Here is a 20,604-nt window from a genome sequence, read left to right on the forward strand (position 1 = left end):
AGTCTCCCGGGTACCGCCCGGGAGACTCGGACAAGCGCTCTACTTCGCGGTCCCACCGCCAGGTCAGAGGGTCTCGGTGAGGACCTCGTCCAGGGCTCGGACGCCGGCCTCCAAGGCCTCGGCCGGGACGGTCAGCGCCGGGCGGAACCGGACCGAGCGCTCGCCGCAGCCCAGCAGCAGCACGCTCCGCTCGGTCAGCGCCGCCAGGACCTGGTCGCGGACCGCACGGGACGGCAGGGTCATCGCACACATGAGCCCCCGCCCGCGGACGTCGGTCACGCCGTCGTGCCGGGTGGCCAGCTCGGTGAGCGCGTCCTTGAGGCGCTTGCCCATGGTGCGGGCCCGGTCCACCAGGCCCTCGGCCTCGTAGGTCTCGAGGATCCGGCGCGAGCGCACCATGTCGGTGAGGTTGCCGCCCCAGGTGGAGTTGATGCGCGACGAGACGGCGAACGCGTTGTCCGGGATCTCGTCGACGCGGCCGCCGGCCATGATGCCGCAGACCTGCGTCTTCTTGCCGAACGCGACGACGTCCGGTGTGACGCCGAGCTGCTGGTAGGCCCACGTCGTCCCGGTGATCCCGGCGCCGGTCTGGACCTCGTCCATGACGAACAGCGCGTCGAACTCCTGGCACAGCAGCTGCATGCCCTGGAGGAACGACGGGCGGAAGTGGTGGTCGCCGCCCTCGCCCTGGATGGGCTCCATGATGAACGCCGCGATGTCGTGCGGGTTGGCCTCGAACGCCGCGCGAGCGGCCCCGAGCGCCGCCGCCTCTGCCGCGTCCATGTCCTTGCCCTCGGCGATGTACGGGGAGGGGATGCGCGGCCAGTCGAACTTGGGGAACCGGGCCACCTTGCCCGGCTCCGTGTTCGTCAGCGACATCGTGTACCCCGAACGGCCGTGGAACGCGTGCTCCAGGTGCATGATCTGGGTGCCGAGCTCGGGGGAGCGGCCGTTCGCCTCGTTGAAGCGGGACTTCCAGTCGAACGCGACCTTGAGTGCGTTCTCGACGGCGAGCGCGCCGCCGTCGATGAAGAACAGGTGCGGCAGGGCGGGGTCGCCGAGCACGCGCGCGAAGGTGTCGGCGAAGCGCGCCATCTCGACCGTGTAGATGTCGGAGTTGGACGGCTTGTTGATCGCCGCCGTGGCCAGCTCCTCGCGGAACGCGGGATCGTCCGCCAGCGCGGGGTGGTTCATGCCGAGCGGTGAGGAGGCGAAGAAGGTGAACAGGTCGAGCCACTCGCGACCGTCACGTGCGTCGACGAGCGTGGAGCCGTGCGACCGGGTGAGGTCGAGGACGAGGTCGAACCCGTCGACCAGGAGGTGCTCGCGAAGGGTGGGGAGCACTGCGGTGGGCTCAAGATGTGTCGTCATGGTGGCAACGTAGGCAATGATCCCGTCAAGATTCAATGCCTATGGAAAAGTTCCTGTTACGGCCGCAGGTGGGTGGGGCGTCGCGTGGCGATCAGCTCCGCCGCCCCGAGGGCCAGCGTGGACCCGAGCATCACCAGGAGCGCCGCGTTCCATCCGCCCGACGCCGCGTGCACCGCGCCGATCACCGCAGGCGCCGTCGCGGCCGCCGCATAGCCGAACGCCTGGACTGTCGCCACGGTCCGCCGGGTCTGGGCCACGGTGCGGCACCGCTGCGCGACGACGGTGAAGATCACCACGAAGTTCCCGCCCTGGGCGATCCCCGCGAGGCTCACCCACACCAGCCACCACTGGGGAGCCAGCAGCAGGCCCGCCGGCAGAGAGACCCAGAGCAGGCCCATCGCCACCGCGGCGCCGCGCATCGGCACGCGGGCGGCCAGCGCGAGCGGGACGAGCACGCTGCCCGCGATGGCGAGGCCTTGGAACGGCGCCGCGGCGTTGCCCGCCGTCGTCACGGACACGTCCAGCAGGTCGCGGAGCAGCTCTGGGAGCCAGCCCGTGATCGCGAAGTACGAGAACGACTGCCCGGCGAACGCCAGCGTCAGCACCCAGGTGATCGGGCGGCGCAGCACGCCGCCCCAGGTCTCGCCGGGCAGCTCGGCCCGGATCCCGAGGTCCTCGTGCGTGTCGGACACCGGGGCCACCCGGGAGCCCTGGGCGTGTGGCATGCGGCGGGTGGCGACGAGCCAGACGACCAGCGCCACCACCGCGACGAGCGACCACGAGGCGACGGCGCCCTGCCAGCCCAGCAGGGCAGCGAACGGTGCGGTGAGCGACGTCGCGAACATGGACCCGAGGTTCATCATCGACGAGTACAGGCCGGTCGCCAGCGCCGTCCGGGACCGGAAGTCACGCGCGATGATGACCGGCACCACGACGTTGCCCACGGTGATCGCGGCGCCCAGCACGACGGTGCCCGTGAACGCGGCGACCACGCCGACCGTGCCGGAGCCGGCAGACCGGACGAGCGTGCCCGCGATCACGCCCACCAGCGCCACCGTGACCGCCGCGTACGGTCCGACACGGGCGATCAGGGCCGACGCCGCGGGCGCCACCACGCTGAAGCAGAGCGCCGGGATGCCGACGAGCAGGCCGGTCAGGCTCTGGTCCAGGCCTAGCCCGGTCGCGACGTCGGCCATCACCGGCGGGAGGGATGTGATGGGGGTGCGCAGGTTCAGCGCGAAGACGAGTACCGCGACGAGCAGCGCGGAGCCGCCCGCCGCTGTGCGGATGTTGCTCATGATGGCGTCATTGTGCGGGACGAGGGCAGTTGGTTGCGTCGGGCGTCCATCGCTTCACCACAGGGTGTGCTGATCGTCATCTCCGCTCCCAGGGAGGGAATGCGGCTTTCCGGCTAGATTGGGCGACCGGTCAGCAGGTCCGGAACAACTGGGGTGTCGAATGAACCAGCGGCAGGTCTTCCGAGGCGTGGGAGCGCTCGTCGGCGTACTGATGCTGTCGGGGTGCGGCTTCGACTTCGGAAAGCTCGACTACACCGAGCCCGAGTTCGTGGGCTCCTACGTGGGCGACGGCGCGGCGACGGTCGTCGCGCTCGGCGAGGACCGCACGTTCACGGCAGTCGGGGTCCCGCACGAGGTGCTCGACAACGCGACCCAGGGCGCCCACGGCGCCAGGGGCGACGGCGTGGCCAAGGACGCGGACGGCGACGCCCCCGCCGAGATCGAGGGCACCTGGAAGTACGACTCGAAGAGCTCGGCGGACCACGTCGAGCTGACCGTCACCGACGCGGACGGCATGCCGGCGAAGCTGGGCGAGCTGCCGCTGTACGTCGCCGATGCCGACGACCTGTTCTTCCTGCCCGACCAGGTCGGCCGCGAGAAGGTCATGGTGAGCCGGAACCGCTGACCCTGTCCGCGCCGCCCGGCCCGGGCCGGCCCGTTCAGCCCGTCACCACTGCCGGTGCACCGTCGCCTTGCCGCCGGTCACCAGGGTCGCCGGCGGGACGTCGTCGGCCACGACCGCGCCGGCGGCGACCACGGCGTCACGGCCGATGCTGACGCCGGGAAGGATCGTGGCGCCGGCGCCGATCCACACGTTCTCGGCCAGGTCGATGGGCCCGCCGCTCAGCCATTCACGCCGCGCCCCCGGATCGACCGGGTGGCTCATGGTGATGAACGTGACCCCGGGCCCGATCATGACGCGCTCGGCGAGCCGGATGCCGGCGTAGTCCAGGAACGTGCAGTTCTGGTTGATGAACACCCGCTCCGCGAGGTCCAGGTTGAGGCCGTGGTCCGTGTAGAACGGCGGGTACACAGTGACCCGCTCCGGCAGCGGCTTGCCGAGGATCTGCTCGAACAGCTCGGCCTTGCGCTCCTCTTCCTCGAAGGGCAGGACGTTCAGGCGGGACGTGAGCTCGGTGGCGCGCAGGACTCGTTCCGCCATGGCCTGGAACTCGGGGCTCTGGATGCGCATGAGGTGGTCGTGAGGCATCCGACGATCCTGCTACATCAGCGCGCGCTAATCGTCGAACTGGGCCGTCACCGTGCGCAGCAGCGCCGCGAGCTGCGGACGCTCCGCGGGGGACAGGGCGGTGAGCACCTTGGCCTCGATGTCGAGCAGGTCGCTCATCGCGGCGTCGACCCGTGCCAGGCCCTCCTCGGTGAGCTGGACCAGCACCCCGCGGCGGTCGTCGGGGGAGCGGTGCCGCTGCACGAACCCGCGCGACTCGAGGCGGTCGATCCGGTTGGTCATCGTGCCGCTGGTGACCAGGGTCTGCGTGACGAGCGTCCCGGGCGACAGCCGGTACGGCTCGCCGGCGCGCCGCAGTGCCGACAGGACGTCGAACTCCCAGGTCTCGAGGCTGTGCCGGGCGAACGCGGTGCGGCGCGCGAGATCGAGGTGGCGGGCCAGGCGGGACACGCGGCTGAACACGGTGAGGGGTTCGAGCTCGAGGTCCGGGCGCACGTGGCGCCACGCGGTGACGATGCGGTCGACCTCGTCGGCGGGACCTGTGTGCTCCATGGCGAGAGGCTACCGGATGTCTCGATGTCAAGAATCTCGATAGCAGGTTCGCCCGGCGTCCCCGTGGTCGGAGCGGACTCGGCGACCGTAGGCTCAGGCCTCGTGGGAACAGACATCAGGGTGCACCAGGTGTACGCCGGACGAGTGCTGCAGGGTCCGGGCGCACGGGCCGTCGTGCCGGACGAGGTCGAGCGGCTCGGGTCGCAGCGGGTGCTGGTGGTGGCGACACCGTCGGCGGCCGAGGTCGCCCAGGACCTGGCCACCGCCCTGGGGGAGCGGTATGCCGCGACCTTCGGCCGCCCGGTCCAGCACACCCCGGTCGAGGTGACGGCGGAGGCGCTCGCCCTGGCCGGCGAGGTGCGTGCGGACGCGCTGGTCGCGATCGGCGGCGGGTCGGCCATCGGGCTGTCGAAGGCGCTCGCCATCCGGACCGGCATGCCGCAGGTGGCGGTGCCCACCACCTATGCCGGCTCGGAGGCGACCCCGGTGCTCGGGGAGACGGAGGACGGCGTCAAGACGACCCGGCGCGACCCTGCCTTCGCGCCGGGCACCGTCGTCTACGACCCGGACCTCACGCTGTCGATGCCCCGCGGTCTGACGCTGACCTCGGCCCTCAACGCGCTGGCGCACGCGGTCGAGGCGCTGTGGGACTCCGGGGCGAGCGCGGCGACCCGGGCGTACGGGGTCGAGTCCGCCGACGGCATCCTCGCCGCGCTGCCGGTGGTGCTGGACCGCCCGTCCGACGTCGTCGCGCGCGGGCGGCTGCAGGAGGCCGCGTGGCTGGCGGGCGCATGCCTGGCGCAGGCGCAGATGGGCCTGCACCACCAGCTCGCGCACGTGCTCGGGGGGAGCTTCGGCCTGCCGCACGCGGAGCTGCACGCCCTGCTCCTGCCGCACGTGATGCGGTTCAACCTGGTCGCGTCGCCCGATGCGGCCGCACGCCTGGCGCGCGTCGCGAACGGCGACCCGACGCTCGCCGTCGCCTCCCTGGCGGCCCAGCACGAGGGCCCGACGACGCTCGACGCGCTCGGCCTGCCCCGCACCGCGCTGCGCGAGGTGGCCGAACGGGTCGCGGCCGACCCGTACCCCAACCCCCGGCCCGTGACCGCGGACGCCGTGGAGGAGCTGCTGCTCGCGGCGTGGCGAGGGGAGCTCGTTCGATGAGCACTGTCGGCGTGGTCGGTGGCGGGATCGTGGGGCTGGCAGTGGCTCGCGAGGTCATCCGCCGCCGTCCTGGGACGCGCGTGGTCGTGCTGGAGAAGGAGGACCGGCTCGGCGCACACCAGACCGGGCACAACTCCGGCGTCGTCCACGCGGGGATCTACTACCGGCCGGGCAGCCTCAAGGCAACGCTGTGCGCCCGGGGACGCGACCTGCTCAAGGAGTACTGCGCCGAGCGCGGCCTGCCGTACGACGAGTGCGGCAAGCTCGTGGTCGCCGTCGACGAGGCCGAGCGCGGCCTGTTCGACGCGCTCGAGAAGACTGCCCGCGAGAACGCGGTGCCCGGCCTGCGGCGGGTCGACGGCGCGGAGATCGCGGAGATCGAGCCGTACACGTCCGGGCTCGCCGCCCTGCACTCGCCGCGCACCGCGATCACCGACTACGTCGCGGTGGCCCGCGCGCTGGGCGCTGACATCGTCGCGGCGGGCGGCGAGGTGCGGCTGGGCGCGCCGGTGTCCGACGTCGTGCGGGCCGGCGGGCGCATCGAGGTGCGGTACGGCTCGTCGGACGGCGGCCGCTCCGTCGCCGTCGACCGGCTAGTCGTGTGTGCCGGCCTGCACGCCGACCGGTTCGCCCACCTGGACGGCGAGCCGTCGCCGCGAATCGTCCCGTTCCGCGGCGAGTACATGACCGTGGTCCCCGCCAAGCAGGACCTGGTGCGCGGCATGGTCTACCCGGTGCCGGACCCGCGGTATCCGTTCCTTGGCGTGCACTTCACGCGTCGCGTGACGGGCGAGCTGGAGGTGGGCCCCAACGCGGTGCTCGCGCTGCGCCGCGAGGGCTACCGCGGGACCCTGCCCAGCGCGGGCGACGTGCGTGACATCCTCACCTGGCCGGGCGCGTGGCGCATGGGCGCCCAGCACTGGCGCACCGGCATCCGCGAGATGGCGGGCTCGGTGTCCAAGCGCGTCTACATGCGCGCCGCCCAGCGGTACGTGCCCGCCATCGGCGCGGCCGACGTCGTCCGCGGCAGGGCCGGCGTGCGCGCACAGGCCGTGGAGCTCGACGGCAGCCTGCTGGACGACTTCCGCATCAACACCTCGGGCGGCGTGACCGTGGTCCGCAACGCCCCGTCGCCGGCCGCCACGTCCAGCCTCGCCATCGCCGAGCACGTGGTGGAGCGGGCCTTCGGCCGGCCTTGACCGCACGCCCCGCTGATTGCCGCACCGACCGCCGCGCAAGCCCAAGATCCCGCCCACCGAATGCGACGGAATATGTCGGCTTTGGGGTGCTGCGTGGTTCAATTCCGGACCCAATATCACAGGGTGAAACCGGGCGCGCATTAAAGGGGAATATGCAATTCCCGTTGCAGAGTCCGTGTCGTGTGCTTAATGTGTGGAACGCGAACACTGTTCCGCTCGCAGGGTGATCATCCTGCGATTCCCGTTTTCCGGAAGGAATAGCATCATGAGCGTCGTTGACATCGTCTCCACCCTGCTCGACTCCCTCGACATCACCCTGGCGCAGATCCGCGCCCTGGTGGGTCTCTGAGCAGGTAGTACGCTGCTCGATTAGCGCCGAAGCGGCGTTTGAAACATCCCCAGCTCAACGAACGCCCTCTGCGCGATGCGCAGGGGGCGTTCGTTCTTTTGCGTTGCGCGCACACATTGTTGCTGTGGCGCAAGAATGGCAATCTGGTTCGGACATCTCACCGGATCACCGGCATTTCGGTAGCCTGTATTGACGCGCCGTCAGTGCGTCGCGGCTCCACGGTTCAGAAGGACGCGCTCAGCACAACGAGATCACCGCGACAGCTTGGTCAGCACCGGCTTCTTTTCCATGTTGTGCAGGCCGTTCCACGCCAGGTTCACCAGGTGGGCCGCTACCTCGGTCTTCTTGGGGCTGCGCGCGTCCAGCCAGTACTGGCCGGTGAGCGCGATCATGCCGACCAGCATCTGCGCGTAGAGGGGCGCGGCCTTCGTCTCGAGCCCGTTCGACCGGAACTGGGGCTCCAGGATCGCCTCGACCTGGGTGGCGACGTCGCCGATGAGGCTGGAGAACGTGCCGGTCGCCTGCGCGACGGGGGAGTCGCGGACGAGGATGCGGAAGCCGTCCTCCGACGACTCGATGTAGGACAGGAGGGCGAGCGCCGTCCGCTCCAGCAGGACCTTGGGATGACCGCCGGAGCCGAGCGCCCCCGTCAGGGCGGTGGTCAGGGCCTGCACCTCCCGGTCCACCACCACCGCGTAGACGCCCTCCTTGCCGCCGAAGTGCTCGTAGACGACGGGCTTGGAGACCTCGGCGCGCGCCGCGATCTCCTCCACGCTCGTGCCTTCGAAGCCCTTCTCGGCGAACAGTCCGCGGCTGACCGTGAGCAGCTGCTCACGCCGCTGACTGGCCGTCATGCGAGGTCGGTGGGTACGTCGGTTGTCGGCGGCCATGGGGTTCATTGTGCCCGGTCGGCCGTTTCGAACATGTCCGGGACCGGTCCGACTCGTGAACGGGTGTGGCTGACGACTCGCCCGTACGGGCGGGGGCATGCCCGAGGACCTGGCAGACTGTTCACGGACGTGCGGTGACACACGCCCGCTTCGGGTCACGACGGAGCCACCCGCGCGCCCGGTCCGCCTTGGTGTAATCGGCAGCACAGAGGTTTTTGGTGCCTTTAGTCCAGGTTCGAATCCTGGGGGCGGAGCCATCCGGATCTGACGAACCCACCGATCGGAGCACTCGTGACCGAGACACCTCAGCCGGCTGCAGTCATCGTTCTCGCCGCGGGCCAGGGCACCCGCATGAAGTCGGCGTTGCCGAAGGTCTTGCATCCGCTCGGCGGCAAGCCGATGGTCGGCCACGCGCTGGCCGCCGCCCGTGAGCTGGAGCCGGTGCAGGTGGCGGTGGTGGTCCGGCACGAGCGCGAGCTGGTCGCGGAGGCCGTCGGGCAGCTCGACCCCGGCGCGGTCCTCGTGGACCAGGACGACATCCCCGGCACGGGCCGCGCGGTGCAGTGCGCCCTCGCGGCGCTCGACTCGAAGGCGCAGGCCGCGGCAGCCGCCGCCGGCATCCGGGACGGCGAGGTCCTGGGCGACGGCGTCGACGGGCCGGTGGTCGTCGTGGCGGGCGACGTCCCGCTGCTCGACGGCGCCACGCTCGGCCAGCTCCTCGCGGCGCACCACGCCGACGGCAACGCCGTCACGATCCTCACCACCGAGGTCGCCGACGCTACCGGCTACGGCCGCATCGTCCGGGAGAAGGACACGGGTGACGTGCTCGAGATCGTGGAGCACAAGGACGCGAGCGCGGACCAGCTCGAGATCCGCGAGATCAACTCTTCGGTCTACGTGTTCGACGCCGCCACGCTGCGCCGCGGGCTGGGCGGCCTCAGCAGCAAGAACGCGCAGGGCGAGGTCTACCTGACCGACGTCGTCGCGTTCGCGCGTGGCGAGGGGCTGCACGTGCGGGCGCTGCTCGCCGACGACCCGATGCTGGTCGAGGGCGTCAACGACCGGGTGGCCCTCTCTGTCCTCGCCCGCGAGATGAACCGCCGCATCGTCGAGGAGTGGCAGCGCGCGGGCGTCACCGTGCAGGACCCGGCCACCACCTGGATCGACGTCGACGTCGAGCTCGCCCCCGACGTCACGCTCCTGCCGAACACGCAGCTCAAGGGCGCCACCGTGGTGTCGACGGGCGCCACGATCGGCCCCGACACCACGCTGACCGACGTCGAGGTGGGCGTCGGCGCGACGGTGATCCGCACGCACGGCTCGCTCGCCGTCATCGGCGAGGGCGCTTCGGTCGGGCCGTTCGCGTACCTGCGCCCCGGCACGAGCCTCGGCCGCAAGGGCAAGATCGGCACGTTCGTCGAGACCAAGAACGCCGAGATCGGCGAGGGCAGCAAGGTGCCGCACCTCTCGTACGTGGGCGATGCCACGATCGGCGAGCACACCAACGTCGGCGCCGCGTCGGTGACCGTGAACTACGACGGCGTGCACAAGCACCGCACCGTGATCGGCTCCCACGCCCGCACGGGCGCCGACAACATGTTCGTCGCCCCCGTGACGGTGGGTGACGGCGCGTACACCGCCGCCGGGTCCGTGATCCGCCGCGACGTGCCTGCGGGCGCCCTCGGCGTCAGCGCGGGGCAGCAGCGGAACATCGAGGGCTGGGTCGCCCGTCGTCGCCCGGGAACGGCAGCGGCGGCGGCCGCCGCGGCCGCCGGCGGCGGTGCCGGCGGTTCCGGTCTCGGTGACCAGGCGCAGCGCCAGCTCGCCGAACAGAGTGCAGCCGGGGCCCCCGTGGCCCCGCAGGCCGCGGCCGCCCAGGCCGAGGCCGACCAGGCCCCGGTCCCCGGGGCCGACAAGGAAGGAAAGTCCCACTGATGTCCAGCACTGCTCCCGGCCCGAACCGTCATCCGCTCGTCCTCGCAGCGGGACGGGCACATCCCGAGCTGGCGAAGAACGTCGCGAAGGAGCTGGGCATCGACCTTCTCGGCGTGTCCGCGTACGACTTCGCCAACAGCGAGACCTACGTGCGCTTCAGCGAGTCGGTGCGCGGCATGGACCTGTTCCTGCTGCAGTCGCACACGATGCCGGTCAACCAGTGGATCATGGAGCAGCTGCTCATGGTCGACGCCGCCAAGCGGGCCTCGGCGCACTCGGTGACCGTCGTCGCGCCGTTCTTCGGCTACGCGCGCCAGGACAAGAAGAGCCGCGGCCGCGAGCCGATCTCGGCCCGTCTGATCGCCGACCTGTTCAAGACGGCGGGCGCGGACCGCCTGATGAGCGTCGACCTGCACACCGCGCAGATCCAGGGGTTCTTCGACGGCCCCGTGGACCACCTGTGGGCGATGCCGATCCTCGTGGACTACGTGCGCACCCGCGTGGACGTCGACAACGTCACCGTCGTCTCGCCCGACGCCGGACGTATCCGCGTCGCCGAGATCTGGGCGTCCAAGCTGGGCGGCGGCCCGCTGGCGTTCGTGCACAAGACGCGCGACGTCACGCGGCCCAACCAGTCCGTCGCCAACCGCGTGGTGGGTGACGTCGAGGGCCGGGACTGCGTGCTGGTGGACGACCTCATCGACACCGGCGGCACCATCGCCGAGGCCGTCAAGGTGATCATGGCGGCCGGCGCCAAGTCCGTGACGGTCGCGGCGACGCACGGCGTGCTGTCCGGGCCGGCCCCGAAGCGGCTCACCGAGTGCGGTGCGCGTGAGGTCGTCGTGACCGATACGCTCCCGATCGAGGACGGCCGTCGGTTCCCCAACCTCAAGGTGCTCTCGATCGCGCCGCTGCTCGCGTCCGCGATCAACGAGGTCCACTCCGACGGTTCGGTGACCTCGCTCTTCGACGGCAACTCCTGATCTGCGGCCGGTCTGCGGCGTAATGCTCGGCACTTGACTCGGACACGGTCAACGGAGGACCGTGTTTTGACATCAATTTGGGAGGGTCAGTGACCGTCACCGTCGTGGTCCCGACGTTCAACGAGGGACCCAACGTCGCCACGCTCACCGAGCGGCTGTGCGCCGCCTTCGGGGTGCTGCCCGACGGCGGTCGCGACTCCGGCGTCCGGCACGGACCCGAGGGCGGACCCGCACCCATGGGGGCGCCCGCCCTGGCCGAGATCCTCTTCGTCGACGACTCCACCGACGACACCCCCGAGCTGATCCGCGAGATCGCGGCCACCTCCCCGGTCCCGGTGCGGCTGCTGCACCGGGAGAAGCGCGAGGGCGGCCTCAGCGGCGCCGTCGTGGCCGGGCTGCGGACCGTGACCACCGAGTGGGCGGTCGTCATGGACGGCGACCTGCAGCACCCGCCGGAGCTGGTGCCCGCGCTGGTCACCCGCGGGCGGGAGTCGGGCCTCGACATCGTCGTCGCCTCCCGGTACACCGGCGACGGCGACGCGGGCGGCCTGGACGGCTGGTGGCGGCACGGCGTCTCGATCGCCTCGGCGCTGCTGGCCCGGTCGATGTTCCCGGTGCGCCTGCGCAACGTGACCGACCCGCTCACCGGGTTCTTCGCCACCCGCGTCGACCGGCTCGACCTCGACGCGCTGCACCCGCGCGGCTTCAAGATCCTGCTCGAGCTCCTCGCCCGCAACACCCTGGCCGTGGGGGAGGAGCCGTTCGTGTTCGGCGAGCGGTACGCCGGGCACTCCAAGGCCACCTTCAAGACGGGGCTGCGCTACCTCGAGCAGCTCGCCGCCCTGCGGTTCGGGCGGATGTCGCGGTTCGCGATCATCGGCGGCTTCGGGGCCGTGCTGAACATCTTCATCCTGTGGGCGCTGACGTCGCTGAGCGTGCACTACGTGGAGGCGGCGGTGGTCGCCGCCGTCGTGACGATCCTCATCAACTTCGGGCTGCAGGAGCGGTTCGTGTTCCGGGACCTGCGGAACGAGGGCCGCGGCGTCTGGTCGAGGTTCGCGCACTCGTTCGCGTTCAACGGCACCGAGGCGGCGATCCGTCTGCCCGTGCTGTGGTGGCTGGTCGAGCACACGGGCATGTGGCCGGTGCTCGTGCAGGCCATCACGCTCGTCGTGGCGTTCCTGCTGCGGTTCGTGTTCCACGTCCAGGTGGTCTACAAGCCGCGCCGCACGGAGCCGACGATCGGCGTCACACCGCCCGTCGGTGCGGACCGGGCCGACGAGCGGGTACAGTAGTCAGGTTGCCTCGGCGAGGGACGCTTGACGGCCGCGGCGGGACTCGATCCCGCCAGCACTCGGCCGGCGTCCGTGATCGACTGGGCGGCCGTCGGCGGCCCCTGGGTGGAGTTCCCTCCAGCACTCCGTCCCACGTGCCCGCTCCGCGCCCGTCACGTGTCCCGCGCCGACGCAGCCGCCCCATCGAGTTGCACCCACAGACGTTCAGGAGTGAATTCCCATGGCCGAGATCAAGCTCGCCGCCGAGGCCCGTACCGAGTTCGGCAAGGGCGCGGCCCGCCGCATCCGCCGCGACAACAAGATTCCCGCCGTCCTGTACGGGCACGGCGGCGACCCCGTGCACGTGACGCTGCCGGGCCACGAGTCCATGCTGGCGCTGCGCCAGACCAACGTGCTGCTCAACATCGACGTGGACGGCAAGGGCCAGCTGGCCGTCGCCAAGGACGTCCAGCGCGACCCGGTCCGCAACATCATCGAGCACATCGACCTGCAGGTCGTGCGCGCCGGCGAGAAGATCACCGTCGACATCTCCGTGAACATCGTGGGCGAGCCGGTCCCCGGCACCATCCACCTCGTCGAGGAGCAGACGCTGTCGGTCGAGGCCGAGGCGACGCACCTGCCCGAGTCGGTCGAGGTCTCCATCGAGGGTCTCGAGTCCGGCTCACAGATCCACGCCGGCGACGTCGTCCTCCCGGAGGGCTCGACGCTGCTCACCGACCCCAAGGCCGTCGTCGTGCTCGTCACCGAGCCGCGTGGCGAGGCGAGCGCCGACGAGGAGTCCGCTGCGTCCGCCGAGTCGCCCGCCGAGGCGTCCTCGGAGGGCTGAGCCCGCTCTGTACCCCGAGTGGTCGGCAGATGGTCACGTGATCGGTAGCTCCAGCTGCCGATCACCTGACAATCTGCCGACCACTCACCAAGCCTTAAGGACACGTGGATGAGTGACCGGCCCTGGCTCGTCGTCGGGCTCGGCAACCCCGGCCCCAAGTACGCCGGCAACCGGCACAACGTGGGCCAGATGGTGCTGGACCTGCTCGCCGAGCGCACTGGCGCGCGCTTCTCCAAGCACCCGCGCGCGCAGGCAGTCGTCGCGGAGGCGCGGCTCGGCGTCCTGCCCGGCGGTGCGCCCGGGCCGCGCGTGATCCTCGCGAAGCCGACCACGTACATGAACGTGTCGGGCGGCCCGGTCAGCGCGCTCGCCAAGTACTACGACGTCGACGCCGACCAGGTGGTCATGGTGCACGACGAGGTCGACATCCCCTTCGACACGATCAAGCTCAAGATCGGCGGGGGCGAGGGCGGCCACAACGGGCTGCGCGACACCAGCAAGGCGCTCGGGACCAAGGACTACCACCGGGTCCGGGTCGGCGTCGGCCGCCCGCCGGGCCGCATGGACACGGCGGACTACGTGCTCAAGGACTTCTCCGGCACGGAGAAGAAGGACCTCCCGATCCTGGTGGACGACGCCGCGGACGCCGTCGAGCTGCTGGTCACCGAGGGCCTGCTCGCCGCCCAGACCAAGTTCCACACGGCCAAGGCGTGACGCTCGCGGTGGTCGAGCTCGTCGAGTCCCAGTTCTCCACGAGCCCGACCGCCTGAGCTGCTCAGCCGGCCGCCGCCTCGGCGCCCGCCCAGGTCGTCAGGTAGCTCTCCGGGCCCCGCGCCAGGTCGTCGATGAGCTGCTGGCCGCCCACGAGCCGCAGGTCCTCGACGTAGTCGGGCACCAGGCCGTAGTGCGCGACGCCGTCGACGTTGACGTCCCACGTGCGCTGGCCGGTGGTCTGCCGGTCGAGCAACGTCCCCCCGTCGAACGACCGGAACGGGTAGGTGACGGGGTTCGCGGCGGCGTCCTCCCGGGGCGGCGGCGTGCCGCCGAAACCGTTCATGTCGAAACCGAACCCGATGCCCGCGCCGTACTTGTCGCGTACGGGCGCGGTGCGCTCGTACTCGGCGACGAACTCGCGGGCGGCGTGCCCGTAGATCGTGGCGAACCCGCCGAGGCCGTAGAGGCGGTCGAGGTAGCTCTCGTCCATCCAGGAATGGGTCGACAGGACGCCGGGGTAGTCCACCTCCTCGAGGATGTCGAGAGTCTGGCCGGCCGCCTTGGCGCTCATGTGGTCGATCTCGATCATCATGTTCCGCTCGACCATGCCCCGGACCGCATAGGCGCCGAGCCCGCTCAGGCCGTGGGTGTTGCAGAGCGTCCCCGGCGGGTAGAGGGGCAGCACGGGCGGGAGGTCGTCCTCCAGCTCGGGCGGGAGCTCGCCGTTGCCCGGGTTGTGGTCGTGCGGCTGGTCCGCGGGGCAGGAGCGCGCGTCCCACCACGTGCCGGTGGAGAGGAACTGGCCCGCATTGATGATCGTGCCCATGCTCCCCTCGTCGAAGCGGACGCCGCACAGCGCGTTGTCGAACTTGTGGCACAGGTACATCGAGCGGACGCCCAGGTCGTAGAGCTCGTCGAGGCCGGCGTCGATGTCTGCCCGCGAGCAGTTCGGGATGCGCAGGGTCTGCTTGCAGCCGAACGGCTCCGACGTCTCGACGCCGAGCACGACGGCGAGCTTGCCCTCCTCGATCACCTGCCGCGCCTGCTCGCTGCTGGTGACGACCCGGAACCAGCCGCGGCCCGGGCCGCCGTACTGCGCGTCGACGAACGCCTGCAGGTCGTAGGTGTCCTGCGCCTGGAGCCGGATCGCCGTCATCTCGTCGCAGCTCTGGTAGGTGCCCGGGTTGATGGAGCACAGCAGGCCGTTGGTGACGAGGTCGTTGACGAGGACGCGTTGTCCGCCGCGCCAGGCCCGCTCCACCCAGCGGTAGTACATCTGCTGGTGGGTGAGGGAGTCGTGGGCGGGCCAGTCGGCGAAGGTGGGCCAGCCGGTCGTGTCGTGCGTGCCGATGGGCGAGCCGTCCCGGGTCAGGTTCTCCAGCAGGGCGCCGAGCCCGTTCGGCTCGTGCGACGGGCAGTCCCGCAGCGCCGTCTCGATCCCCTGCTCCGCGAAGACCTTGCCGCAGACGGCGGCGCCGCCCATGCCGTCCTGCATGAAGAGGTGGGTGTGCGCGTCGATGAGGCCGTACACGGTCCCATCGGGCCGGGTGCCGGTGAAGGGCGTGCCTGTGACGTTGACCTCGGACTCCGGGCTGGGGAGCGTGGGTTCGGCCAGGGCTGGTTCGGTCCCGTCCGGTCCGGTGAGGGCGGCGGGCTGCGGCCCGGTGCTCGTGGCCGACGCCGGCACCAGCGCCGTCGCGCTGAGGCAGGCCGCGGTCATCACCGTGACGAGAACTGCCGTCGGTCTGATGCGTCCCAGAGGTTGCACGGTGCCTCCCGCTGGCCGGGGCGAGGCCGGGGACCCGCCGGGTCGTGACGGCGTCGTTGCCGTTACTGAGTGCGACACAGTAGCAGGACAGGTCACGCACAGGGTAGATGTCGGTCAAGTCCGATGTGGGTGGTGCCGACCTCGGTCGCTCGAGCCTTGACCCTCGAGCAGGTCGAGACCGCAGGCTCCCGGCATGACCCTCTCGTACGCTGTCCGACGCCGGCCGCCTCGCCGGGACGTCGGCTCGCCGCTCCCGGCGTCCTACCTCGCGTGGCTCGCGGCCGCCACCGTCTCGCAGCTCGGCGACGTGGTGCTCGGCTTCTCCGTCGGCTGGGTGGCGGCCGACCACGGTGGCACGGCAGCGGGCCTGGTGCTGGCAGCCGGAAGCCTCCCGTCCGTGCTGCTGCTCCTGCTGGGCGGGACCATCGCCGACCGGTTCGGCGCACGCCGCGTGATGATCGCCGGCGACGCCGTGATGCTGGCGGCATCGCTGGGGCTCGCGCTCGCCGTCCTGCACCCGGGTACGCCCCTGTGGCTGCTGCTCGCGGCCGGCGTGGTGCGCGGGGTGGTGTTCGCGTTCTACAGCCCGTCGGCCGGGTCCATGCCGCGGCGCCTGGTCGCCGATGCGCAGCTCACCCGCGCGCTGGCCTTGCGCCAGGGCGCGGCCCAGACGGTTCTCCTGCTGGGCGCGCCCCTGGCCGGGATCCTGGTGGCGGCCGGCGGGCTCGGCTCGGTGGCGCTGCTCGACGCCGGCACCTTCCTGGTCGTGCTCGTCGTGCTGCTGCTCGTCCGGCCCCGGTATACGACGCCGCCGTCCGACCGCGGAGTGCCGGTGTGGCGAGCCGCGCTCGACGGTGTCCGCGTCGTGTACCGCACTCCCGGCCTGGTCAGCGCGCTGACGCTGCTCGCGGGCGCCGCCGCGTTCCTCCTGCCGACGATGTCGCTCGTGCTCCCGCTCCTGGCGCGCGACGCGGGTTGGAGCGCGGCGGCGACAGGTGTCGTCGCCGGCGCGCAGGGTGTGGGGATCGTCGTGATCACGGTCGTCGTCGCACGGCGCGGCGGTGCGCGACGGCCGGGTGTGGCGGCGTCGGGCGGGCTCGCCGTCGCTGCGTTGGGTCAGGTGGGGCTGGTGGTGGCGGCGACGACGTCAGCCGGGGTGGCGACGCCGGCCGGGGAATGGGCGACGGTGGCCGCGGCCGGTCTCGTGGGCGCCGGCAGCGGGCTGTTCACATCGCATCTCGGGCCCGTGGTGCTCGGTTCCGCACCGCGTACGCACCTGGCGCGTGTGCAGGCGCTGGTCGGGTTCGTGCAGGTCCTGGCGGTGACGCTCACCAACGCGGTGCTCGGTGCGCTCGCGAGCGCGACGTCACCAGCGGCCGCGGGTGGCGTCTGCGCGCTGGGGCTGCTGGGCTGCGCGACCGCCGGTGCGGTGGCCCTGCGGCGATTGACCCTCGACCCGGTCGAGAGTGCACAGTGAGCGCATGCACCAACACCTGCGCGGCATCGGGGAGGTCGCACGGGAGAGCGGCCTGCCCGTCAGCGCCCTGCGGTTCTACGATGCCGCGGGCGTGCTCCGTCCCACGTGGACGGACCCGGGGACCGGCTATCGCTGGTACTCGGCCGGGCAGATCGACCAGGCCCGGCTCATCGCGCGCCTGCGCCAGGTCGAGATGCCGCTGGCCGACATCGCCGACGTGGTCGCGAGCCGGCACCGGCCCGCCGAGGCGCTGACCGTGCTGGAGCGGCACCTTCGCGCGCTCGAGTCCCGGTTCGCCGACGCGCGGCAGCAGCTTGCCGACGCCCGCGAGCTCCTCGCAGACCCGCCGGCCACCCGCTTCGAGGTGTCTGCCGCGGACCTCGCCCAGGCGCTCGCCGCCGTCCGCTACGCCGTGGGCTCCGATCCTGCCTGGCCCGCGCTCACCGGCATCCTGCTCGACTGCTCCGACGGGGTGCTGCGGCTGGTGGCCTGCGACCGCGCCCGGCTTGCTGTCGCCTCGGTGCCGGTACAGCGCCTCGACGGGCCGCCGGTGCAGGTGGTCGTGCCGGTGTCGGCCCTGGAGTCGCTGCCCGACGGCGAGCGTGAGCCGCACGGCACGGAGCCACACGCTCCGTCCGCGGGGCTATGCGCCGACCTGTCCGTCGAGATGCGTGCCGACCGGGTCTCGTTCGGTGGTCCCGGGGCGGATCTCGTCAGGGCCGAGCCGGTCGCCGCCGAGTACCCGGACTACCGGGCCCTGCTGCGGGCAAGCTGGACCCGGGAGGTACGGATTGCGGCATCCGACCTGGTCAGCCGGGTTGTGGCTGGATTCCCGGCCGCCGACCGACGTGTTCCCGACGTCGTGGCGGTGCTGCTGGGAGACCGCGGCGTCGACGTCGTGCAACCGAGCGTGCCGGGCGCTGTGGTGTTCGACCGTGCATACCTGCTGGAGGCGCTCGCGGCGACGGGCGGGGAATCGGTGGTACTCGCGCTGGATGCCGTCCGCCACGTGCTGGGTGTAACTCGCGAGGACCGTCCTGACGACAAGAGCCTGCTGATGCCAGTCCGCCTCCGGACCGGCTGACACGTCAGGGCTTGGAGTCCATCAGCCGGCTCGGCGGGGAGAACAGCCAGCGGGCGCCGATCCGCGGCGCCAGGACACCCAGCCCCAGCCCCACGGCGATCGCCGCCGCCCAGAGCGCGACCGGCAGCCACTGCGACTGCGGCGCGGGGACCCAGACGGCGTTCCGCCACAGCACCGACAGCAGCGCGAGCACCACGGACGTGTGCGTGACGAACACCGGAAGTGTCCGCGCCCCTAGCCACTGCAACCCTATTGACCTGGGCAGATATCCGACGCCGGGTATCCGGGAGGCCAGCAGGCTCACCGCGACGCCGGCCGGGACGCCCGCGATGTTGGCCAGCAGGTAGAGACCGGGGACGTCGGAGAGGTTGAGCTCCCGCACGGCGATCTGGATCCCGAGCCACACGGCGACGGCGCCCACCGCCCAGAGCCAGGTGACCCGCTCGGCGAACCGTTCGAGCAGCGGCCGCAGGTGAAGACCGGACAGGAAGAACAGCACGAACTGCGCGGTGCCCCGCCACGCGATGCTCTCCGGCTCCCAGCCGGCCAGCGCCCACCCGCTCACGCAGGCGGCGGCCACGAGCTGCACCGGCACCGGGACCTCGCGCAGCGCCCGCGCGATCACGAAGAACGCCGCGAGCGTCCAGATGAACCACAGCTCGGAACGGGGGACCAGCACCGACCAGGCGAGGTCGTGCGCCAGGGTGCCCCAGTCGGCGTCGGCCACCTGGTAGTAGCCGGTGAGCAGGCGGACCACCAGGGAGATCGGCTCCCACAGGACGAACACCCAGGCATAGAACAGGAGCTTGCCGCGGGCGAGCCGGGACCACGGCACCGTCATCCATTTTCCGGCGAACATGCCGGCCACCGTGAAGAACAGGGGCATGCGCAGGCTGCGCAGCGTCTCGTTGATCTCGCGCAGCACGCCCACCTCGTACCCGGTGGACCACGTCCAGTTGGTCGCGTGGTAGAGCACGACGAGGCCGATGGCGAGGCCGCGGGCGGCGTCGGGCCAGGCGAGGCGGACGGCGTTGCGGTGCCCGACGGCGGCGTCGCGCCCCGGGGCCGGCGCGCCGGCGTGCCGCGGGGATCCGGGTGGGGTGAACATCGCCGGTCATCGTACGTGCCCAATACGGCACCGAGTATGACAAAAGGGTGCTGGGCGGGCTGTGTCGGTGGCCCGGAGTAGCCTGGGACCAGCCCCTCACCCGTGACCCCTACCCCGGGTCATGCCCGTGATGGGCCCGTCGTCGTGCGCCTTCGAAGGACAGATCCCATGAACCTCACCGGCCTGCTACCCACGCTCCTGCGCGATCCCGGGGCCTCCGCCGCGATGGAACACGTGCGCGCCCGCGGCTTCGCCGACGTCGTGGGCCCCGCGGGCGTGCGGCCGCCGCTGCTGGCCGCGGCCGCCGAGCAGCGCCCGCTCGTGGTGGTCACCGCGACCGGCCGCGAGGCCGACGACCTGGCCGAGAGCCTGCGCGGTTACCTCCCGGAGGACCGCGCCGACGACGTCGCCGTGCTGCCCGCCTGGGAGACCCTGCCGCACGAGCGGCTCAGCCCGCGCGCGGACACGGTGGCCAAGCGCCTCGCGGTGTTCCGCCGGCTGGCGCACCCGGCCGAGGGGCACGGGCAGGCGGGCGCCATCCGGCTCCTGGTGATGCCGGTCCGCGCCCTGCTGCAGCCCGTCGTCGACGGCCTGGGGGAGCTGGAGCCGGTCCAGCTCGAGATCGGTGCCACGGCGGACCTGACCGATGTCGCCGAGCGGCTCAGCGCCGCGGCGTACACGCGCGTCGACATGGTGGAGCGGCGCGGCGAGTTCGCGGTGCGCGGCGGCATCCTCGACATCTTCCCGCCCACCGAGGACCACCCGCTGCGCTGCGAGTTCTGGGGCGACGAGGTCACGGAGATCCGCTGGTTCGCCGTGGCCGACCAGCGCAGCCTCGAGATCGCGGAGCGCGGGCTCTGGGCCCCGCCGTGCCGCGAGATCCTGCTGGACGACGCCGTCCGGGCGCGCGCCGCGGAGCTCGTGGAGACGCTGCCGGGCGCGGTCGAGATGCTCGACAGGCTCGCCGCGGGCGTCGTCGTCGAGGGCATGGAGTCGCTCGCGCCGGTGCTGGTGGACCGCATGGTCCCCGTCTTGGAGCTCGTGCCCGACGACGCGCTGCTCGTGGTCAACGAGCCCGAGCGCGTACGCCGTCGCGCGCACGACCTCGTGGCGACCACCGAGGAGTTCCTCGCCGCGGCCTGGACCGGCGCCGTCGCCGGCGGCGCCGCGCCCATCGACCTGTCCGCCGCCTCCTTCGAGACCTTCGCCGAGGTGCGCGAGATCGCCGCGCGGCGCGGCCTCGGCTGGTGGACCCTGTCGTCGTTCACGCAGGACACGGAGCTTGCTTCGGTGGTCGAGCCGGTGGAGTCCCGGGTGTAGAAAGGGGCGACCAGCGGTGGGGCAGGCGTGTCCGACGGGGGCGGGGTGGTCGTGTTGTAGAACAGCGCGCGCGGCGTCGAGT

19 protein-coding genes and 1 tRNA gene are annotated in these 20,604 nt (G+C 71.8%); 13 read left to right on the top strand and 7 right to left on the bottom strand.

What is annotated here, in order from left to right; translation table 11 throughout:
* Positions 1-63: 63 nt before the first annotated feature.
* Together lat and ACFT2C_RS23540 are read right to left on the bottom strand one after the other, a co-directional pair.
* A complete protein-coding gene (lat, locus tag ACFT2C_RS23535; protein WP_377209508.1) occupies positions 64-1,371 on the bottom strand; it encodes an L-lysine 6-transaminase in 1,308 nt (435 codons plus the stop codon).
* A 56-nt stretch (positions 1,372-1,427) separates the two neighbouring features.
* A complete protein-coding gene (locus tag ACFT2C_RS23540) occupies positions 1,428-2,669 on the bottom strand; it encodes a CynX/NimT family MFS transporter (protein WP_377209509.1) in 1,242 nt (413 codons plus the stop codon).
* 160 nt (positions 2,670-2,829) lie between these two features.
* On the opposite strand from ACFT2C_RS23540, the gene ACFT2C_RS23545 reads away from it, so the two are divergent.
* Entirely contained in the window at positions 2,830-3,294 is a 465-nt protein-coding gene (locus ACFT2C_RS23545) for a hypothetical protein (RefSeq protein WP_377209510.1), read from the top strand.
* 42 nt (positions 3,295-3,336) lie between these two features.
* On the opposite strand, the gene ACFT2C_RS23550 is transcribed toward ACFT2C_RS23545, so the two are convergent.
* Both ACFT2C_RS23550 and ACFT2C_RS23555 read right to left on the bottom strand, forming a co-directional pair.
* Positions 3,337-3,879, bottom strand: coding sequence for a DapH/DapD/GlmU-related protein (locus ACFT2C_RS23550; protein ID WP_377209511.1), 543 nt, complete (start codon positions 3,877-3,879; stop codon positions 3,337-3,339).
* 27 nt (positions 3,880-3,906) lie between these two features.
* Positions 3,907-4,410 (bottom strand): MarR family winged helix-turn-helix transcriptional regulator, encoded by a 504-nt coding sequence (locus ACFT2C_RS23555; RefSeq protein ID WP_377209512.1) that lies wholly within the window; start codon positions 4,408-4,410, stop codon positions 3,907-3,909.
* Between the two features lie 102 nt (positions 4,411-4,512).
* Between ACFT2C_RS23555 and ACFT2C_RS23560 the strand changes: the two genes are divergently transcribed.
* From ACFT2C_RS23560 to ACFT2C_RS23570, 3 genes are all read left to right on the top strand, one after another.
* A complete protein-coding gene (locus ACFT2C_RS23560) occupies positions 4,513-5,574 on the top strand; it encodes a maleylacetate reductase (RefSeq protein WP_377209513.1) in 1,062 nt (353 codons plus the stop codon).
* Positions 5,571-6,773 (top strand): L-2-hydroxyglutarate oxidase, encoded by a 1,203-nt coding sequence (gene lhgO, locus ACFT2C_RS23565; RefSeq protein ID WP_377209514.1) that lies wholly within the window; start codon positions 5,571-5,573, stop codon positions 6,771-6,773. Before ACFT2C_RS23560 ends, lhgO begins: the two co-directional genes overlap by 4 nt.
* A gap of 223 nt (positions 6,774-6,996) precedes the next feature.
* Positions 6,997-7,122: a hypothetical protein gene (locus tag ACFT2C_RS23570; protein WP_377209515.1), complete on the top strand. Its 126-nt coding sequence runs from the start codon at positions 6,997-6,999 to the stop codon at positions 7,120-7,122.
* A 251-nt stretch (positions 7,123-7,373) separates the two neighbouring features.
* Here the strand turns inward: ACFT2C_RS23570 and ACFT2C_RS23575 are convergent, their stop codons facing one another.
* Positions 7,374-7,976, bottom strand: a complete 603-nt coding sequence (locus ACFT2C_RS23575) for a TetR/AcrR family transcriptional regulator (protein WP_377209516.1) — start codon at positions 7,974-7,976, stop codon at positions 7,374-7,376.
* Between the two features lie 218 nt (positions 7,977-8,194).
* Here ACFT2C_RS23575 and ACFT2C_RS23580 point away from each other — a divergent pair.
* The 6 genes from ACFT2C_RS23580 (at position 8,195) to pth (ending at position 13,765) form a co-directional block, all read left to right on the top strand.
* Positions 8,195-8,269 (top strand) — tRNA-Gln (locus ACFT2C_RS23580).
* A 94-nt stretch (positions 8,270-8,363) separates the two neighbouring features.
* On the top strand, positions 8,364-9,947 hold the full coding sequence (gene glmU, locus ACFT2C_RS23585) for a bifunctional UDP-N-acetylglucosamine diphosphorylase/glucosamine-1-phosphate N-acetyltransferase GlmU (RefSeq protein WP_377209538.1): 1,584 nt from the start codon (positions 8,364-8,366) through the stop codon (positions 9,945-9,947).
* Positions 9,947-10,930: a ribose-phosphate diphosphokinase gene (locus tag ACFT2C_RS23590; protein ID WP_377209517.1), complete on the top strand. Its 984-nt coding sequence runs from the start codon at positions 9,947-9,949 to the stop codon at positions 10,928-10,930. The genes glmU and ACFT2C_RS23590 overlap by 1 nt, the downstream gene beginning before the upstream one ends.
* Before the next feature lie 89 nt (positions 10,931-11,019).
* Positions 11,020-12,225 carry a glycosyltransferase gene (locus ACFT2C_RS23595; protein ID WP_377209518.1) on the top strand — a complete coding sequence of 402 codons (1,206 nt, stop codon included), beginning with the start codon at positions 11,020-11,022 and terminating at the stop codon, positions 12,223-12,225.
* A gap of 220 nt (positions 12,226-12,445) precedes the next feature.
* Positions 12,446-13,051 carry a 50S ribosomal protein L25/general stress protein Ctc gene (locus ACFT2C_RS23600; RefSeq protein WP_377209519.1) on the top strand — a complete coding sequence of 202 codons (606 nt, stop codon included), beginning with the start codon at positions 12,446-12,448 and terminating at the stop codon, positions 13,049-13,051.
* Positions 13,052-13,159: 108 nt separating this feature from the next.
* On the top strand, positions 13,160-13,765 hold the full coding sequence (gene pth, locus ACFT2C_RS23605; RefSeq protein WP_377209520.1) for an aminoacyl-tRNA hydrolase: 606 nt from the start codon (positions 13,160-13,162) through the stop codon (positions 13,763-13,765).
* A gap of 61 nt (positions 13,766-13,826) precedes the next feature.
* Here the strand turns inward: pth and ACFT2C_RS23610 are convergent, their stop codons facing one another.
* Positions 13,827-15,485, bottom strand: a complete 1,659-nt coding sequence (locus ACFT2C_RS23610; protein ID WP_377209521.1) for a Coagulation factor 5/8 type domain-containing protein — start codon at positions 15,483-15,485, stop codon at positions 13,827-13,829.
* A 241-nt stretch (positions 15,486-15,726) separates the two neighbouring features.
* Between ACFT2C_RS23610 and ACFT2C_RS23615 the strand changes: the two genes are divergently transcribed.
* The gene (locus ACFT2C_RS23615; RefSeq protein ID WP_377209522.1) at positions 15,727-17,010 is read left to right on the top strand and encodes an MFS transporter; all 1,284 of its coding nucleotides are present in this window, start codon (positions 15,727-15,729) and stop codon (positions 17,008-17,010) included.
* 4 nt (positions 17,011-17,014) lie between these two features.
* Complete coding sequence (locus ACFT2C_RS23620) at positions 17,015-18,094, top strand: MerR family transcriptional regulator (protein WP_377209523.1); 1,080 nt, start codon at positions 17,015-17,017, stop codon at positions 18,092-18,094.
* A 4-nt stretch (positions 18,095-18,098) separates the two neighbouring features.
* Here ACFT2C_RS23620 and ACFT2C_RS23625 read toward each other — a convergent pair whose 3' ends face one another.
* Entirely contained in the window at positions 18,099-19,202 is a 1,104-nt protein-coding gene (locus tag ACFT2C_RS23625; RefSeq protein WP_377209524.1) for an acyltransferase family protein, read from the bottom strand.
* A gap of 168 nt (positions 19,203-19,370) precedes the next feature.
* On the opposite strand from ACFT2C_RS23625, the gene ACFT2C_RS23630 reads away from it, so the two are divergent.
* Positions 19,371-20,522, top strand: coding sequence for a hypothetical protein (locus ACFT2C_RS23630; RefSeq protein WP_377209525.1), 1,152 nt, complete (start codon positions 19,371-19,373; stop codon positions 20,520-20,522).
* Positions 20,523-20,604 lie beyond the last annotated feature (82 nt).

The sequence above is a fragment of the Promicromonospora sp. NPDC057138 genome, from assembly GCF_042670845.1.
Classification (GTDB): domain Bacteria; phylum Actinomycetota; class Actinomycetes; order Actinomycetales; family Cellulomonadaceae; genus Promicromonospora.